The organism is Microcoleus sp. F4-D5 (assembly GCF_036704885.1).
Lineage (GTDB): Bacteria > Cyanobacteriota > Cyanobacteriia > Cyanobacteriales > Microcoleaceae > Microcoleus.
The window spans coordinates 61,437-77,520 of record NZ_JAUBSX010000015.1 but is presented as its reverse complement, the minus strand read 5'-3'; the positions used below and the strand labels follow the sequence as shown (position 1 = coordinate 77,520).

Here is a 16,084-nt window from a genome sequence, read left to right as displayed (position 1 = left end):
CTTCTTCCTTCTTCCCTCTTTTTACCCGCTCAGCTTCGCCGGTATAGCCCTCTTGCTTGGTTAAAACTCAAAAACAGGCCAGTCTGGTTGCCGGAGGTAGGTGGCCATGTCCTCAAACTTCCGCAGTTCCACTCGGTGTACGGACTGTTCTTGCGGCGTGTCCAGCCATTGCTCGTTTAACTCAGACAGCAAAGTGCACAAGCGCTCGCGGTCTAGGTTCGGCCCGGTGTCCCCAAAATAAGCCAGAGTAATGTGTGCCGTAAAATGATATTGCTGTTCGATTCCTAAAGCAATTAAATCGGGATTTTGATAGATCGATCGGCGAAACTCCAGAATTTGCTTGTAAGAGTTTTCGTCCGTCGGTGCCAAACAAACACCCACAGCTCTAGTCATCACCATCAACCCCAGCACTATCCAGCGAATGGGACCGCCGCCCGCCAAGGGTTTGCAGGCGGCAAAACGATCGGCCATGCGCGAGCGCAGTTGCTCCTCAAATTCTGGATTTTTATCAGAGGCATCTTGAAAAGCGCTGCTCCAAATCAAATCGGCTACGGTTAAATGGAAGGTATCGGGAGGCAGTGCCACGAGCGCACCCTCCGCTATTTCCTGCAATAGCCGTTGTTGGATCGACTGCAAATTACTATAAAGTGCAGCATTTTCTGCATCTTCCCCAGCAGGCGGCGTAATCACCGAATAACCCGGAAAAGGTACAGGATATCTGTGACCGGCTTCGTCGGGCTTAAATTTTGGAGATTCCTGAATGTGTTCCACCTGGGACTTGTAGGAGTCCAGCAGCGTCATTCGCGCCACCCGATTTACGTAAGCTTGATAAGTATCATCCAATCTTGATTTCCTCGCGGTGACAAACTCCCACACCAAATTTTATATTATGCTGCGGGCATCCAACAGTTCCATTCAGGATATGTTGGACTTGCCTAACGTGCAACTCTGATTTTTTTGGATACTGAGCCTTTTTGATGCAAATTTACCTGTTTTGGGGGGAAGACGACTTTGCCATGGCGCAGGCTGTGACAAGTTTGCGCCAAACAGTCCTCGACCCCAACTGGGCTAGTTTTAACTATGACAAGGTTATTGCCGATTCTGCCGGAGCTGTGGTCGAAGGGCTCGATCGAGCCTTAACGCCCCCCTTCGGTACCGGCAGCCGTTTTGTCTGGCTGGCAAATACGACTGTAACGCAGCAGTGCTCTCCAGAACTGTTAGCGCAATTGGAACGGACGCTGCCGGTGATTCCCCCTACCACCGTGCTGCTGCTGACATCCGTCAAAAAACCCGACAGCCGGCTCAAATCTACCAAGTTAATTTCCCAGTCCGCCCAAGTGCGGGAATTTTCGCCGATTCCGCCTTGGAATGACAAAGAATTAGCCCAGCGGGTGCGCCAAGTCGCGGGCGAAATGAACGTCAAATTGACGGCCACGGCGATCGAACTTTTGGCCGAATCCATTGGCAGCGATACCCGCCAGCTATACAGCGAACTCGAAAAATTGCTGCTGTTTGCGGGCAACCGCAGCCAACCTCTGAACCCGGAGGAAGTTGCAGCACTGGTGCGCTGTCACGCCCAGAATACCTTCCAGCTAGCCGATGCGATTCGCGAGGGCAATACGTCCGCGGCTTTGGATTTACTGGCCGGCTTAACTGGCCGCAGCGAGCCTGGTTTGAGGATTGTGGCGGGCTTGACTGGTAAGTTTCGGACTTGGCTGTGGGTAAAGGCGATGATCCAAGCGGGCGATCGCGATGATAAAATAGCTCAAGCTTTAGACCTCGGCAATCCCAAACGAGTATACTACTTTCGCCAAGAAGTCAAGAACGCCAGCTTAGAAAAACTGCAAAAAAGTTTGCCTTTGCTGCTAGACTTAGAAGCTTCTTTAAAGCGGGGCCGGGAAGAAATCTCAACCCTGCAAACCAAAGTTATAGAACTTTCTAGCTTGTTTAGCTGATGTCCGACAGCGCAGCGGGATGGGATCGTCACTGTAAATTTTTACAACAAATTTCGAGCGCTGGTATGTGCTTGATCCCCGATCGGCGGTCAAAAGGTTTTGAATAGATAGTGACATCCTCCCTCACTAAATTCGTCATGGCCCTAGCTTTGATTCACGCAGGGAATCGAAGATTATGGTGTGGGGTATCCCGCCGAGTTAGCTAGAAATACTCTCAGAATGCGACAGTAGAAGTTAATGTGGTAAATACATATTGTCCGCCGCCGAACGCCGATCGGTTAATATTATTTGCCGGCTCTCCACCCCCCCCAAAAAGAGCGCTACCCATGACACAACAGAACCTGCGGGAACTTCTCAAGCAGGGCGATCCAAAAGCGATCGCATCTAGCATCAACCGTACACTCAAACCCAAAGGCATCAACGCCGATGTGACGCGGGATAACGGCTGCCTCCACATAATTCTGGAGTCAGACAAAGTACCGAGTCAAATGGCATTGGTCGATTTCATCCGCAGCGGGATGACGAATTTGGGAGTCGAATCAATTCACACTGTAAAGGTTTACGGGCGTCGAACAGGTGACGGCTCGCCTGCGTGGGAAGATGAAATCGATCTGATGCCCGCGGAGCAAAGGCTTTACGCCTCCGAGAGTGGAATGCCTGACGACTCTGTAGGTTTAGATGATGTCGAGCCCGAAGGCGAAGACTATTATCAAGATCGAGAATTCGATCGAGATGACGAAGACGAAGACGAAGAGGAAGAGGAAGAGGAAGCCCCGCCTCCGAAAAAACAATTCCCCAAATGGGTAATACCTGTGGGTATCTTAGTGTTTCTGGCGGCGATCGCAGGGCTTTTCTTTACTAAAACTTTCCCCTTCGGCTCGAACCCAGAGCCGACGGTCCCCGAAGCTGCTTCCCCCTCCCCGAAAGCCCCATCTGCCGCATCTAAAGCAACCCCATCCTCTCCGGGCGCATCTCCCGGCACCCCACAGGCCGCCTCTCGGGTTCCCGCAGCTACTCCCAATGCTGCTGCAGTACCCGCAAGCCCAGCTCCGGGGACATCTCCAACACCCAAAGCTGCACCGGCATCTGCGCCGCCCAAGCCAGCCTCTCCTGCACCAAAAGCTGCCGCGCCTAAGCCTGACTCTTGGAGGGAAGCCGTGAACAAAGCTCAGAATGCAGCAATTTTAGCCCAGACGGCTCAGTCTCAAAATGAGTGGATTGCAGTAGCAAGCGAGTGGCAGAAAGCGGTTGCGCTCATGAGAGCAGTGCCGTCAACTAGCCCGAACTATCAAAAGGCTCAGCAAAAAGTCGCAGAGTATCAGGCTAATCTGATTGTTGCCAACCGCAGGGCGGCGGCAGCGCCTTAAGAGTTTTGAGTTGAATACTCGATATGTAAAAAGTCAAAAGTAAAAAGTAAAAAATCTTGTTTTTACTGACACCTTTCTTACTTTTGACTTTTTACAATTTTACTAAAAAATTCAAATAATTTAGCGGGTGTCCCGTAGCATCGTTCTTATATGAATAACATTGATTGAAAATCCGCCGCTGACATTCCTGGAAGTGAAAATATCCCCGATGCCCACTTTACTCCTGCAGGACAGCTCGTAACTACTCCATACGCACAAACATTGGAATAAGTCAAGCGCTTGTGGCAGACGGCAAATTAGTGTTGGGTATAGAAAAATCCACAGGAAGCAGGGGAGTGACTGTCCCGTTCGGCTTGCCAGAAGCAGGGTCGGGCTGATAAAGTTCGATACGATCGCGCCCGAGTCGTTTAGCTTGATACAGCGCTTGGTCGGCTGCGGCAATCAGAATTTCGGGCCCAGATTCAGATGCAGGAACAATACTCGCTACGCCGAAACTTACAGTGACGTAGGGGCTCACCTGACAACCAGCGTGAGGAAGCTGCAAAGCTGCGATTTTGAGCTGTATGTGTTCGGCTACCAGCACCGCCCCTTGAATTGCGGTATTCGGCAAAATAACCGCAAATTCTTCGCCTCCGTAGCGAGCTACTAAATCAACGGGGCGATCGACTGCATTGCCGATCGCCCCGGCGACTTGCCGCAAACATTCGTCTCCCCCTGGGTGGCCGTAGGTATCGTTGTAACTTTTAAAAGAATCAATATCGCACAGAATCAGGGACAGAGGCGTTTGTTCCCCCGCCTGTCTGCGCCACTCCATTTCTAAATACTGATCGAACCGACGGCGGTTTGCTAGCTGCGTGAGTTCGTCTAAAGTGGCTAAGCGCTCTAACTTGAGGTTGGCCGCTTGCAACTGCTGGTATAGTTCTGCTTGCTTGATCGCGATCGCCAACTGTGCGGCTAAAGAAGACAGCAACTCTACTTCCAACTGCATCCACTGCCGGGGACTGCACTGGTGGGCCATCAGCAGCCCCCACAACTCGTCTCCTTGCACTAGCGGTACCACCAAATAAGCTTTCACCTCAAATTGTGCGAGCAAGTCAATTTGATCTTGTGGCAAATCGGCGGCGCATACATCGGCGATGGGTCGGATCGCCCGATGTTGTCGCGCTTCGAGATAAAACTCGTCAAAACAGAAATTTTCCAGGGTTTCTCCCAGCATCGGCCGGCAGTTGGGAGCTACAGATTCCACCGTCACCGCCCCCGTCGCGGGTGCAGTGGACAGACACCCCGTATAGAAGTTGAATCGGACGATCATCACTCGATCGGCTTGAAGGAACTGGCGCACTTCTGTCACAGTCGTGTTGAGCACTTCGCCCAAGTCCAGAGACTCGCGGATGTGCTGAGTTATCGTCGCCATCAGCAGTTCTCGTTCGTTTTGCTGCCGCAGCGCATCCTCTGCCCACTTGTACTCGGTAATATCTTGAGCGGTGCCGAAAATTTGTTTGGGCCGGCCGTCGGCTGTGCGGGCGAACACTTGATCGCGACAGCGGAACCAGCGCCATTCGCTCGATCGATGTTTCAGTCGGTACTCCAACTCCAAAATATGCCCGTCTTGGGCCCGGGGAAATTTTTGCAGGTGCGCTTCCACCCTCTCCAAATCTTCTGGGTACACCAAACTGGAAAACAAAGCCATTTCCATCTGTAAAATTTCTTGAGGAGTGTAGCCGAGCAATTTAGAAGCTTGACCGTTGACGTAGACGTTGCGGCGTTGGGTCAAATCGTATATGTAGAGCAAGTAAGGGGCCGCGTCAGCAATCTGCTGGATGAAAAGCTGGCTCGACCGCAATTTTTCCTCTACCTGCTGACGCACTTTCACTTCCTCTAAAGCCTGATCCCGCAGTGTCCGGTAAGCTTGGATGCGGTGCGTGAGGTCGGTAACGTCCTGAATCACCAGCAGCGCGTAGAACGAGGGGGAATTGACCCCCGGCCATATTGATGACGAAACTGAGGGTCTATATTCCCCAGACAAAAAAGCACTTGTTGGTTCTCCGACTCCGAAAGTACCGTCTGGTTCTAACTCAAGAGTCTGGAGAAGCCAGTCTCTAATCTCCTGTTCTGCAACGCCAGCCTCCAGGGCCGGCACAGCAGTCACAGTAGTTTGCTGAATTCGCTGCTGCCCGTCTTGGCAAGTTGCCGGAATCAGGTGTTTGTGAATTTGAGAAGAAAAAATTGTTGGCGGGCCTCCTGCAAAGATTTGCTTGAAGCGAGTTGCGTACTTTAGTTGACTCAGGTGAGGAAAATGGGTTGTGATCTTTGTTCCCAATATTTTCCTGCGAGGAATTTTTGTCCACTCTTCCAGACAAGTATTCCAAAACAGCACCACAAAATCATCTCGCAGTAAGCAGGCACCTACTGGTACGCTGTCGAGAACCCCAAACTTTTCCTTAATAGTTTTGCTCTCCTCGATCATAGACCCCCGGCAAGTTGATTGATAGCAGTCAACAAGGTGTCAAAGGAATTGACATTGAAAATGAGGATGATATCTCCTTCAATGTGAAGCCTTTCAATAATGAAACGGGTTTGGGCTAATAAAACAACTGTATCAGTAGCTAAACCGCCAGATGTCAGCAAAGTAGCGATCGTCCCTTCCATGTAATTAGGAATTGAGTAGTTCAGGCGTTGCTGAAGTACGTTGCTAATTGCACCCATGACCCCATTGATCACAATATTTCCCACTTCACTTAGCGTACCAATTTTGACTGAATCCAGGTCGTGAGTGCCAACCTCTTCCCCTGTCAGCATGGTAACGAGCATGGCCGCGCTGTTGGTAGGAAAGACTAGCTGAGCAATGCCTCCAAAGGAGCCTGTGAATTTGAGCTGGACGGCGGCGATTTGCTCGCCGTTGAGGTGAATCTCTAACTCTTGTTGCACGTCGGTGGGAGACAGGACTTGGAGCAAGGGGATTTGCAAGCGAATGGGAGACTCGATCATGTCGTTCAAAATCCCTGCTGCTTGACCGATCCCGATGTTGACGAGTTCCTGCAAAGCATCGAGCTGTCGAGCGCTTAATTTCATGGGGTGCTCTCCTCGCTGGCACTGATAGCTTTTTCGATCCACCCGATCAGTTCCTCTGAGTTGGGCATTTTGTGAATGACTGCGACGGCTCCGAGTTCGATGCACTCGGAGCGGGTGGTTGCTTGAATGTCTGCGGTAATTACGATGACTGGAATTTTATATCCTCGATCGCGCATGGCTTGCAGGACTTCCCGACCTTCCATTTCCGGCATCAGCAGATCTAAGAGCATACAGTTTGGGGTTTTAGTGCCTAGCAGTTCTAGAGCTTCCGGGCCGCTCGATGCTTCCCAAGTCTCGTATCCTTCTGCTCGCAGGATTTTGCAGATTACCCTGCGAGTCAACCACGAATCTTCGACAACGAGAATTGATGTCACTACGTTCTCCTCCTTCAATTGTTTAGGACCCATCGGCGTTGCAGGTACTGCTTTTATTTTGACAGCAGTTTAAACTGCTGGGACGGTCTGCGATCGAGCTTGACTCGGAATTCCTGTTCTTCAAAACTAACGCATTAACGTGTTGGATAGTTTAGTATCTTTGACTGTGGGAAGAAAAAACCCGGTTTCGGAATGAAACCAGGTTTGGGGGTATCTGTATTGCTTCTAATACCGATGCTCAATTATAGATTACCAAACGCTTCCGGAGGGACTCTATTCGCTGTTTGGCAGTGGCATTCTCAGGATCGCAGGCGAGAGCTTGTTCGTACATTTCCAAGGCTTGAGCTGTTAATTTCTTGCGCTCGTAAGCGTGACCTAGATTATTGAGAGATGTAACGTATTCGGGCTGCAACTTTAGGGCTTCTTTGTACTGGCGGATCGCAATGTCGTACTGTTCTTGACCGAAGTGTGCAAAACCGAGGGCATTGTAAATAGCTGCTTGATTTTCTTCGCCTTCTAAATCTTTGGCTTTCAGGGCTTTTTGAAACAGTACGATCGCCTGGGAGTAAAGCTTTTTATCTGCATAGATACTTCCTAATTCGTAGTATTCCTGTGCCGTTCCTTTTTCTGCAGTCAGCTTATTTTCTAAGCGTTCCAGAGACATTTCCAGCTTCCGAGTTTTGAGAATCTGGCGCACAATAAACCAGGAAGTGCTGCCGAGTATAGCGAGCAGAACTGACAAGTAAACAATCAGCAAATTACTATCCATGTTTTTTTTATTACGTAGGTTTGTGGAGGTTTTATTTATTTTAATGCGCTAGCAATCTTTGATATTTGCTTTTGCAACTGTATAAAAAACACGAAAAGCGCGAGCTACCAGCCCGATCGTCATTTCTGAATCAGTAACAATTCAGAAGTAAGAACAAAGAAGGAAAGTTTGTCTGAATCTCATAGATTTATCAGGAGTTTTCCTTCTCTGGCAGACAGTTAAATCTTTCTTACTTCTGCTTTCTGCCTTCTAAAAATCAAGCGAACTTTCAGGCTCCGGCTCGATTAGCCATTTCCACGACTTTACCGAATGTTGCGGGGTCAATAATCGCCATTTGTGCCAGCATTTTGCGGTTGATTTCGATGTTGGCTTTCTTCATGTTGCCGATCAGTCTGCTGTAGCTCGTGCCGTGCTGGCGCGATGCGGCATTGATCCGAGCAATCCACAGGCGGCGGAAATCGCGTTTGCGTTTTTTGCGATCGCGATAACCGTTACGCAGGGCCTGCATCACCCGTTGGTTAGCTGTGCGGAACTGTTTCGACTGTGCGCCTCGGAAACCCTTGGCTAATTTGAGAATTTTTTTGCGGCGCGCTCTGGCGACATTACCGCGTTTTACCCGTGTCATCTTTAATTTCCGTTAAACTTTACAAGTATGGAAGCATTAACCGCACGTTAGCATCGTTGGTCTCGTCGATGACGACCAGCTTAGAGAGACGGCTTTTGCGAGCTGAACTTTTGTGCTGTAGCAAGTGGCTTTTGTAAGCTTTGCGGCGCACAATCTTACCGCTGCCGGTCGCTCTAAAGCGCTTTGCGGCTGCTTTGCGAGTTTTGAGTTTTGGCATGAACTGGTGTTATTTGGACACAAGCTTATACCGTATCACGTTTGTGGTACTTTCTGCAAGGGAGATTTGTGGCTTGGGGGCAGTGCTGTATTTGGGGCAATATACATGATGCGCGATCGGCTAATCTTGACCGTGTTGATGAGCGATGGTTACGATCTGGGCATGGAGTTTGAGTGGGATGAGTCAATCGATTTTAGATTTAAGATTTTAGATTTTAGATTGAACAATTGACCCCACTGATAAATCCGGGGGCAAGTGAACAGGATTCGGAGCTTTTTTATCGCTCCACGGATGAATCCGGGGCCCCGGATTAAAAAAATGATTGTCAAAAGCAGCAGCTAACCGTGCATAAGTACGGTGTCAGCTTTGAAGAAGCCAAGACAGTCTTTGAGAATGTGCTGGCAGTTATTTTTGATGATGAAGCTCACTAAGTGGGTGAGAAGCGAGAGATTATTGGGCACTCCAGAAACAATTGCTTGCTGTTGATTTCTTTCACCGAACGTTCTAATACTATTCGCATTATCAGTGCCCGTTTAGCCACTCCAAGGGAGCGTGAAGATTATGAGCAAAACGCCTTTTGAGGAGTCACACAATTCAGATAACGAACTTCTAGCTGAGTACCACTTTGATTATAAAAAGTCAAAGCCCAACCGCTTTGCTGCTCAAAGTGGAAAGCAACTGCTAAAAGTTGGGCTTTTAGATGAAGATGTAGCTCAAGTTTTTACAACACCAGAGTCGATCAATAAGGTGCTAAGGGCATTAATTGAGTCTATGTCACAAGTTACAGACGGCGACACAGCCTAACATCGAATTGGCGCTGTCTGTGAGTAGTTTAAGAAGAAAACCGTTTAAGATACGGGAGCGTTAACCAAATTCGATATCGAGGACTCGATCCTGATTATCGCAATCGTTGTGTCGATCGGCTGATTGAGATTATCTTTGATATTGATGACTACAAAGGTTCAAGGAGACTTTTCATTCCATGAGACTGTTTATTACTGAACTCGGCGCTGCTCTCGATACAAGCGGAGGGCGTAAACTCCGGCGACAGTTGACTGCAATTCTTTAATTACTGTTGCCATGTCGCTCGGCAATTCTTCAATTTTCGCTACCAAAACCGGATGTTCCGGTGGCAGTAAAATCGGAGCGGCCAGCGCTGCAAAAGTTATGTCTGCTGCCGATATTGTATCGCCGACTAAATACGTTTTGCCGCCCGCTAATCTTCGATCGATAATCTCGAAAATTTCTTTGATTCCTTGCAGCGAAATGGCGGCGGAATCTGCTGTTATGTTGTAGACTTGCCGCACTTTGGCGCTAATCAACGGAAAGGCTATTTCAAACCCAACTCGCTCAAATTGAGGCGTACCGTTGCACCAAGCTTTTCGCATTGTTTTGCGATCGCCCGAGCGATAAAAATATCCCCAATTTCGAGTATCCGCTCCCAGTCTAGCATCAAATAACTCTTCAAGTTCTTCGACTTCTCGGCGCAATTCTGGCTCTTTCGGATACAAACGCTGACTTTCTGGACTTAGCGTATCGAGGTAATGCAAGATGTCTGTTGAATCGGTAAAGTTGCCAGATTGGGTAACTAAAACGGGAACGCTGCTGCCTCCGTATTTGCGGGTAGCCAAGCGGTGAAAAACTGGTACGTGTCTTTCTTCGATGTAGGGAATTTTTAGCAAGTCAAGGGCCCACCGCACTTTTTCGCTGTAGTGGCTGATAGGAATGGTGATGAAGCGGACAACTTCGGCATTGGCAATTGTTGAATGATTCATAAAGTAATTGAGATTTGTAAATGTTTGCAGTTTTTTTGCCTTGGCGTTATTTCGGACAAGCGGCGTAAAGTTTAAGGAATTCAGTCCTTACTACAAACCGTATTTTGGGTGAAAATTTATCGATTTATTGCTGTGCAAGATATGCTTGAGAAAGCTCAGCGGGAATCGGCACTGGTCTGCCAGTTGATAGTGCAATAAAACAACCAGATTGTTGGGCGATCGCAGCGACTTTACCAGCTACAATTATTTCAGCATCCATCATCCACTTAAGCGATTTCATTTTACTCATCCAAATTTTACCAGTTGGTTTATCGAAAATATTAATCGGCTGCTTGTATTCAATTGCTGTTTTCACCAGTAGCGGAGCCACACCGTTTTCCAGCATTTTTTGTACGGGAAAATAAGGAGCAGCAAGTGCGAGCCGCAAGTCTTCCAACCAGCGGATGTAAACAATATTGCTGACTATTCCCGCAAAGTCGATATCGTAAGTTTGTACGGGAAAGCTTAATTCTATTTCCAAAAGCCTTTTCTGTTCATTGGATGCTTGCATTTGAGGGAGAACCAGTTTATTTTTAATGATTGAAAAACTGCGATTTTCGTAGGTTGGCATTGCCCACAATTAGATGATTGAAAAACTGCGATTTTCGTAGGTTGGCATTGCCCACCATTAGATGTGCGAGGTTCAATCCTAATTAAAAAGCTTTTCCTTGCGCCATTCTTTAAGAATTAAGCACGACCAGAATATAAAACCTAGCAGCATCCATCCCGTCAATTCTTCAAACCAAATAAAAATGTGCATTTTTAATGAAAAGGCTGACAAAGAACCAAAAAAGTAATGCGCAATTCCCCCGATGCTAGTTACTGCCCACACGCACAGGCACAAATATGCAACCCAGAAATTTCCTTTTGCATATTGAATGTAACCAACTGCAGCAAATGGCGCTAATATCAGCCAAGCTATCCAGACTTGATGGGGGTGCATCCATACAGGTGCAGGGTAGTCGGCAAAAAAGATGAAGTTGTCGGTGTAGTGAAGGATTGTAGCAACTACATTCATGCTTAACCCAATTAGCAGCCAAGTTTGACGCGGGTTTTTTTCAATGTTCATTTCTGTTCCTCTACTTCTAATTAATCACCCGATCGCATTTTTGAGACCGAACGGTCTGTTTTATATCAAAAAAAATTATCCGGTTCTAAAGTTGACTGTCGAGATATCCGTGCAAATGCTGAACGGCTCTTTTGACATGAATTGCATCCCCGTAAAGTTTGCTCATCATCACTGCCCCTTCCAGCGTTGAAATCACAATAGTTGCGACTGCATCAGCTTCGACATTTTCTCGCACCTCGCCTTTAGCAATTCCTTTGTTAATAATTTTGCAAATCAAAGCGCGCCAACCGTCCATTGCTATTTGCACCCGCTGACGCAAAGCTGGATGAGCGTCATCGCTTTCAACTGCTGTATTTAACAGGGGACAGCCACCTGGAATTGGAGGATTTTCGGCAAAACTGCTAAATAAAGATATAACAGCTTTTAGCCGATCGACCGAATTGTGTTTTCCCTTCAAAGCTGTGAGGTATTGTTTTCGCATACATTCAGCAGCAAAATCAAAAGCCTGCAACGCTAACTCATCTTTGCTCTTAAAATGGTTGTAAATTCCTCCTTTTTGCAAGCCTGTAACGCGCATAATGTCAGACATAGAAGAACCTGAGTAGCCGTACTGGTTGAACAGTGCTGCGGCTTCCCTGAGAATTTTTTCTCTGGTTTCTTGAGCTTTTGACATTTTTATAGCGCTAACCGACTTATCGGTCTTTTTTAGAAAATAGCAGAACGAAGCGTGAATGGCAAGGAGCGATCGACAATTAATTTAAAATTTAACTTAAAGCCGATCGCCCTAACCGTCGCGAACCATCCAAACCAACATCCCCAGCAACGGTTCCACCGGGGGCACAGGATAGTCATCAAAAAAATGGGTTTGAAACCCCGTCCTTTTAGGACGGCTTTACATGAATTTTTGTTAAGACATACCATTTCACACAAGACGTGCTAGTCTGTGAAACAGCGTACTTAAGGTAAGCATGACACTAAAAGCCTTCAGCTATCGATTCTACCCAACACCCGAACAAGAAAGTTTGTTGCGACGTACTTTAGGTTGTGTTCGTTTGGTCTACAACCGTGCTTTAGCCGCAAGAACGGAAGCTTGGTACGCAGAACAGAAACGGGTAGGCTATGCTGAGACTTCTTCAATGTTAACCGAATGGAAGACAACCGAAGAACTAGATTTTCTGAACAAAGTTAGCTGCGTGCCATTGCAGCAATGCTTGAGACATTTACAAACGGCTTATACCAACTTTTTTGATGGGCGGGCAAAATATCCTAACTTCAAAAAGAAACGCAACGGTGGTAGTGCAGAATTTACCAAGTCAGCATTTAAGTTCAGAGATGGAAAAGTCTACCTAGCAAAAAGCACACAAGCGTTACCAATTCGCTGGAGCCGGACACTACCTGATGGAGCAACACCATCAACCATTACAATAAAGCTTGCACCATCAGGTAGGTGGTCAGTTTCTCTGCTGGTAGATGTTGAGATTGAAACATTACCTAGAACAGATAATCAAGTCGGTATCGACTTGGGCATTACAAGCCTGCTCACTCTAAGCACTGGCGAAAAGATTGCCAATCCCAAAGGATTCAAGGCAAAATATCGCAAGCTTAGAAGAGCGCAAAAATCTTTAAGTCGCAAGCAAAAAGGGTCAAACAACCGTCACAAAGCACGGCTTAAAGTAGCGAAAGTGCATCAAGAAATCACTGATGCAAGGAAAGATAATCTTCACAAGTTAACAACGCGGTTGGTGCGTGAAAACCAAACCATCGCCGTAGAAGACTTAGCTGTAAAGAATATGGGTAAAAACCCGAAACTTGCTCTAGCTATAAGTGATGCAAGTTGGGGGGAATTAGTCAGACAACTTGACTACAAGTGCGATTGGTACGGTCGTACTTTAATTAAGATTGACCGATGGTTTCCGAGTTCAAAACGGTGTGGTAATTGCGGACACATCGTTGACAAGATGCCGTTGAATATCCGGGAATGGGATTGTCCTAATTGCGGGACACACCATGACCGAGACATCAACGCAGCAAAAAACATTTTGGCGGCAGGGCTTGCCGTGGCAGTCTGTGGAGCGACTGTAAGACCCGAACAGAGTAAATCTGTTAAGGCTGGTGCGAAATCCCCTAGGGGACGGAAGCAGAAACCTAAGTCGTGAGTCTTAGGAATTCCCGTGCGTTTACGCCGGGGTGGATGTCAATTGCTAGTTATGTCAGAAATGTAGTGCCGAAATCAATAAGTGCTTCGTTGAAACTACCAGAAATCTATAGGGTAAAAGCTTCAGCAGGTAATGTATCTTGGGCTAAAATTCCTTGGATAGCCATATTTAACAAACTTGTAACTGATAATTTAAAGTCGGGGTTTTACTGTGTTTATTTATTTCGCGCTGACTTCTCTGGCGTTTATCTTTCTCTCAATCAAGGCATAGCAGATAAAAGAGATCGGTTCGGACTTGGAAAGTCGAGAGAAATTTTAAGGGTTCAATCACAACTATTTAAAGATCGGCTTGGTTCTGACAAGATCGGGGAATTTTCAGATCCTCTCGATCTTAAGCTTGATTCGATTCCAAAGACAACTACTTCTAGAAGGCTTGGACTTGCGTATGAAGCAGGAAACATAGCATCGAAGTTTTATTCAAAGGAATCACTTCCTGACGACGAGGAGTTGGTAGGCGATGTTAGGAAAATGCTTGAAATTTACTTCTCCCTGTTTGAGGAGGTTTCTTTGAAGGAGGAGGTTGATTCTGATTGGTTCAAGGAGGTTTCTTTGAACAACGACGCTGAGAACAATCAAGCAGAAAGAGAATGGTTTGAAGACCCGACTAAAGTATAGACTTCATCGAGTAACAGAACGAAATCAGACGTTATCTAGAAAAGTTAAGGAGTTGCAAGGATTTATATGTAAAGCTTGCGATTTTAATTTTGAGTCTCGATACGGAGAAATAGGCAGAGGATACATAGAAGCTCATCATAATGTTTCAATTTTCAACTTAAGTGGGGCAAAAATTAAACTAGATCCGCTTAATGATTTTACAGTCCTATGCTCAAATTGCCATAGTATGATTCATCGAATCAAACCAACGCCAACCCTAGAGGAGTTTAGGCAAAACCTGAAGATGTAGCATGAGTAAAGGCGTTTATATCAAAAAAAATAGGCTAGCCATATTTCACAGCGCCTATCTCAATTAATATTATGATGGCTCCCCGCAACGCCGTCTTACCTCAGCTTTTGACCTGGTATTTTACCAGGTGGGTACCGTTGGCTCGGACTTAAAGTTTCTGGGTACAAGCCCAGTTTACTGCTGTCCAAACATCTTGATTCCCGAGAGTTAAGAGTTATAGATCAAAAAAACATTATTGGCAGTCACCAACGTCGCAGTAGAACCTTTATTTAATATATACCAACTAACCAGATTTTGGCAAGCTTCGAGCAATTTAACTTGCATACCAGATAGATTCAACGGTTTGAGCGATCGCCAGTGCTTGCGATCGCCCCTGAGCTACCGATTCCCCGTCGAGCACAACTGTAACGTGACCGAGTTTGCGGCCCGGACGCGATACTTTCTTACCATACCAATGTACAAAACCACCGCTAATTTGTGCCAGTTGTTTTCGTTTTGTTAAATAATCTGACTGCGCCGACTCGTAGCCGAGCAAATTTACCATGACAGCGCCTGCACATTTCAAATCAGAATTTCCTAAAGGCAGTTGACAAACTGCACGCAAATGCTGTTCAAATTGTGAAGTTTCGCAAGCATCGATGGTAAAATGTCCCGAGTTGTGGGTGCGGGGTGCAATTTCATTGACTAACAGCTTATTATCAGCGGTTAAAAATAATTCAATGCCGAATACGCCGACAGCTTCTAAGCTGTTGAGGAGAGTGCGGGCGATCGCACAAGCTTCAGTTTTCACATCTAAACTAATATCAGCAGGCGCAATCACTAGGTGACAAACCTGATTTTGCTGCTGAGTTTCGACGATCGGATAAATCGCCATTTCGCCAGTTGCCGATCGAGCCGCAATCACTGCCAACTCGCGATCGAACGGCACAAACTCTTCCACTAGCAAAGACTGACCCTTTAGCTTAGCACGAATTGACTCAAAACTCCCCCGATCCTTAACAATAAAAGTACCTTGGCCGTCATAACCGTGGCGGCGAACTTTGACAACAAAGGGAAAGTCGATCGATCCAGCATCCGAGTCTCCTTCACTCTGCACGGTGTCAGAAACAGAAATTGCCGGAAAGTCGATCGCCACCGCCTTCAACAATTCGCGAGGCAAATCCGCGCTGCAATCCCATTCCCAAAACCTCGGAGTTGGCAAACCCAAAGCTTGTAAATAACAGCGCTGCACGTACTTATCCAACAAAGGAGAAAGCGAAGACAAACTCGGCTGAAATAACACCCCTTGCTGTTCTAGCGACCGCAAACCATCCAAATCCACAAACTCATTTTCAAAAGTAATAACATCGCAGTCATCCGCCAATTGAGCCGTAGCCAAAACATCATCAACAGCAGCCAAAATAGCACCAGCAGCCACAGAAACTGCTGGATCGGTAGCATTAGGAGTTTGCACTACCAATTCAATACCCAGCGCCCTAGCAGCATCCCCCATCATCGAAGCTAACTGGCCGCCGCCGACAACGCCCAGCCGCTTAAATTTGGCAGACGAACTCGCAGCGGCTTGATTTGATTTCATGTGAGTAAAATTCCTGGTGTCAACCTGCCTATTTTATCGCTATTTGTCCCCGGATGAACTACAGTAATTGAACAATTAAAAGCCAAAAAATAGTTTTAATTGCATCATTAAATCGAGGCAGAACCCA

The 16,084-nt window shown here is 46.9% G+C and carries 18 protein-coding genes and 1 other RNA gene; 6 read left to right on the top strand and 13 right to left on the bottom strand.

All coding sequences use genetic code 11. The annotated features are described in order from the left end of the window. Window positions 1-60 precede the first annotated feature (60 nt). Window positions 61-801, bottom strand: coding sequence for a DUF1868 domain-containing protein (locus QUA80_RS09975; RefSeq protein ID WP_333423766.1), 741 nt, complete (start codon window positions 799-801; stop codon window positions 61-63). A 176-nt stretch (window positions 802-977) separates the two neighbouring features. Here QUA80_RS09975 and holA point away from each other — a divergent pair, with 176 nt between their 5' ends. Then, window positions 978-1,955 (top strand): DNA polymerase III subunit delta, encoded by a 978-nt coding sequence (gene holA, locus QUA80_RS09970; protein WP_333423708.1) that lies wholly within the window; start codon window positions 978-980, stop codon window positions 1,953-1,955. 326 nt (window positions 1,956-2,281) lie between these two features. Beyond that, window positions 2,282-3,322: a hypothetical protein gene (locus tag QUA80_RS09965; protein WP_333423706.1), complete on the top strand. Its 1,041-nt coding sequence runs from the start codon at window positions 2,282-2,284 to the stop codon at window positions 3,320-3,322. 271 nt (window positions 3,323-3,593) lie between these two features. Here QUA80_RS09965 and QUA80_RS09960 read toward each other — a convergent pair whose 3' ends face one another. From QUA80_RS09960 to rpmI, 6 genes are all read right to left on the bottom strand, one after another. Further along, window positions 3,594-5,789 (bottom strand): diguanylate cyclase domain-containing protein, encoded by a 2,196-nt coding sequence (locus tag QUA80_RS09960; protein ID WP_333423704.1) that lies wholly within the window; start codon window positions 5,787-5,789, stop codon window positions 3,594-3,596. Then, the gene (locus QUA80_RS09955) at window positions 5,786-6,394 is read right to left on the bottom strand and encodes a chemotaxis protein CheC (protein ID WP_333239774.1); all 609 of its coding nucleotides are present in this window, start codon (window positions 6,392-6,394) and stop codon (window positions 5,786-5,788) included. Before QUA80_RS09955 ends, QUA80_RS09960 begins: the two co-directional genes overlap by 4 nt. Beyond that, window positions 6,391-6,768 (bottom strand): response regulator, encoded by a 378-nt coding sequence (locus QUA80_RS09950; RefSeq protein WP_333335224.1) that lies wholly within the window; start codon window positions 6,766-6,768, stop codon window positions 6,391-6,393. Before QUA80_RS09950 ends, QUA80_RS09955 begins: the two co-directional genes overlap by 4 nt. 238 nt (window positions 6,769-7,006) lie before the next feature. After that, complete coding sequence (locus QUA80_RS09945) at window positions 7,007-7,537, bottom strand: tetratricopeptide repeat protein (RefSeq protein ID WP_333239778.1); 531 nt, start codon at window positions 7,535-7,537, stop codon at window positions 7,007-7,009. 268 nt (window positions 7,538-7,805) lie between these two features. After that, a complete protein-coding gene (gene rplT, locus QUA80_RS09940) occupies window positions 7,806-8,162 on the bottom strand; it encodes a 50S ribosomal protein L20 (protein ID WP_006634165.1) in 357 nt (118 codons plus the stop codon). Between the two features lie 19 nt (window positions 8,163-8,181). Continuing rightward, on the bottom strand, window positions 8,182-8,379 hold the full coding sequence (rpmI, locus tag QUA80_RS09935; protein WP_006634164.1) for a 50S ribosomal protein L35: 198 nt from the start codon (window positions 8,377-8,379) through the stop codon (window positions 8,182-8,184). 431 nt (window positions 8,380-8,810) lie between these two features. On the opposite strand from rpmI, the gene QUA80_RS09930 reads away from it, so the two are divergent. Both QUA80_RS09930 and QUA80_RS09925 read left to right on the top strand, forming a co-directional pair. Next, complete coding sequence (locus tag QUA80_RS09930) at window positions 8,811-8,960, top strand: BrnT family toxin (RefSeq protein WP_333423702.1); 150 nt, start codon at window positions 8,811-8,813, stop codon at window positions 8,958-8,960. After that, window positions 8,941-9,183: a hypothetical protein gene (locus QUA80_RS09925; RefSeq protein WP_333423700.1), complete on the top strand. Its 243-nt coding sequence runs from the start codon at window positions 8,941-8,943 to the stop codon at window positions 9,181-9,183. Before QUA80_RS09930 ends, QUA80_RS09925 begins: the two co-directional genes overlap by 20 nt. 191 nt (window positions 9,184-9,374) lie before the next feature. Here QUA80_RS09925 and QUA80_RS09920 read toward each other — a convergent pair whose 3' ends face one another. From QUA80_RS09920 to QUA80_RS09905, 4 genes are all read right to left on the bottom strand, one after another. Beyond that, on the bottom strand, window positions 9,375-10,154 hold the full coding sequence (locus QUA80_RS09920; RefSeq protein WP_333423698.1) for a glutathione S-transferase family protein: 780 nt from the start codon (window positions 10,152-10,154) through the stop codon (window positions 9,375-9,377). Between the two features lie 124 nt (window positions 10,155-10,278). Further along, the gene (locus QUA80_RS09915) at window positions 10,279-10,704 is read right to left on the bottom strand and encodes a thioesterase family protein (RefSeq protein ID WP_333423696.1); all 426 of its coding nucleotides are present in this window, start codon (window positions 10,702-10,704) and stop codon (window positions 10,279-10,281) included. Between the two features lie 138 nt (window positions 10,705-10,842). Continuing rightward, on the bottom strand, window positions 10,843-11,262 hold the full coding sequence (locus QUA80_RS09910) for a hypothetical protein (protein WP_333423694.1): 420 nt from the start codon (window positions 11,260-11,262) through the stop codon (window positions 10,843-10,845). Between the two features lie 85 nt (window positions 11,263-11,347). Next, window positions 11,348-11,935, bottom strand: coding sequence for a TetR/AcrR family transcriptional regulator (locus QUA80_RS09905; protein WP_333423692.1), 588 nt, complete (start codon window positions 11,933-11,935; stop codon window positions 11,348-11,350). 295 nt (window positions 11,936-12,230) lie between these two features. On the opposite strand from QUA80_RS09905, the gene QUA80_RS09900 reads away from it, so the two are divergent. Then, a complete protein-coding gene (locus QUA80_RS09900) occupies window positions 12,231-13,418 on the top strand; it encodes an RNA-guided endonuclease TnpB family protein (protein ID WP_333423690.1) in 1,188 nt (395 codons plus the stop codon). A 35-nt stretch (window positions 13,419-13,453) separates the two neighbouring features. After that, complete coding sequence (locus tag QUA80_RS09895; protein WP_333423688.1) at window positions 13,454-14,092, top strand: MrcB family domain-containing protein; 639 nt, start codon at window positions 13,454-13,456, stop codon at window positions 14,090-14,092. 364 nt (window positions 14,093-14,456) lie between these two features. Here the strand turns inward: QUA80_RS09895 and ssrS are convergent. Both ssrS and QUA80_RS09885 read right to left on the bottom strand, forming a co-directional pair. Beyond that, window positions 14,457-14,644: non-coding RNA, 6S RNA (gene ssrS, locus QUA80_RS09890), on the bottom strand. Window positions 14,645-14,694: 50 nt separating this feature from the next. Next, on the bottom strand, window positions 14,695-15,957 hold the full coding sequence (locus tag QUA80_RS09885) for a 5-(carboxyamino)imidazole ribonucleotide synthase (protein WP_333423686.1): 1,263 nt from the start codon (window positions 15,955-15,957) through the stop codon (window positions 14,695-14,697). Window positions 15,958-16,084 lie beyond the last annotated feature (127 nt).

What these genes read in the sequence shown, in the direction of transcription:
- QUA80_RS09975 (WP_333423766.1), bottom strand. Translation starts at nt 801, where the DNA reads ATGACGCTGCTGGACTCCTACAAGTCCCAGGTGGAACACATTCAGGAA.
- holA (WP_333423708.1), top strand. Translation starts at nt 978, where the DNA reads ATGCAAATTTACCTGTTTTGGGGGGAAGACGACTTTGCCATGGCGCAG.
- QUA80_RS09965 (WP_333423706.1), top strand. Translation starts at nt 2,282, where the DNA reads ATGACACAACAGAACCTGCGGGAACTTCTCAAGCAGGGCGATCCAAAA.
- QUA80_RS09960 (WP_333423704.1), bottom strand. Translation starts at nt 5,789, where the DNA reads ATGATCGAGGAGAGCAAAACTATTAAGGAAAAGTTTGGGGTTCTCGAC.
- QUA80_RS09955 (WP_333239774.1), bottom strand. Translation starts at nt 6,394, where the DNA reads ATGAAATTAAGCGCTCGACAGCTCGATGCTTTGCAGGAACTCGTCAAC.
- QUA80_RS09945 (WP_333239778.1), bottom strand. Translation starts at nt 7,537, where the DNA reads ATGGATAGTAATTTGCTGATTGTTTACTTGTCAGTTCTGCTCGCTATA.
- rplT (WP_006634165.1), bottom strand. Translation starts at nt 8,162, where the DNA reads ATGACACGGGTAAAACGCGGTAATGTCGCCAGAGCGCGCCGCAAAAAA.
- rpmI (WP_006634164.1), bottom strand. Translation starts at nt 8,379, where the DNA reads ATGCCAAAACTCAAAACTCGCAAAGCAGCCGCAAAGCGCTTTAGAGCG.
- QUA80_RS09925 (WP_333423700.1), top strand. Translation starts at nt 8,941, where the DNA reads ATGAGCAAAACGCCTTTTGAGGAGTCACACAATTCAGATAACGAACTT.
- QUA80_RS09920 (WP_333423698.1), bottom strand. Translation starts at nt 10,154, where the DNA reads ATGAATCATTCAACAATTGCCAATGCCGAAGTTGTCCGCTTCATCACC.
- QUA80_RS09915 (WP_333423696.1), bottom strand. Translation starts at nt 10,704, where the DNA reads ATGCAAGCATCCAATGAACAGAAAAGGCTTTTGGAAATAGAATTAAGC.
- QUA80_RS09910 (WP_333423694.1), bottom strand. Translation starts at nt 11,262, where the DNA reads ATGAACATTGAAAAAAACCCGCGTCAAACTTGGCTGCTAATTGGGTTA.
- QUA80_RS09905 (WP_333423692.1), bottom strand. Translation starts at nt 11,935, where the DNA reads ATGTCAAAAGCTCAAGAAACCAGAGAAAAAATTCTCAGGGAAGCCGCA.
- QUA80_RS09900 (WP_333423690.1), top strand. Translation starts at nt 12,231, where the DNA reads ATGACACTAAAAGCCTTCAGCTATCGATTCTACCCAACACCCGAACAA.
- QUA80_RS09895 (WP_333423688.1), top strand. Translation starts at nt 13,454, where the DNA reads ATGTCAATTGCTAGTTATGTCAGAAATGTAGTGCCGAAATCAATAAGT.
- QUA80_RS09885 (WP_333423686.1), bottom strand. Translation starts at nt 15,957, where the DNA reads ATGAAATCAAATCAAGCCGCTGCGAGTTCGTCTGCCAAATTTAAGCGG.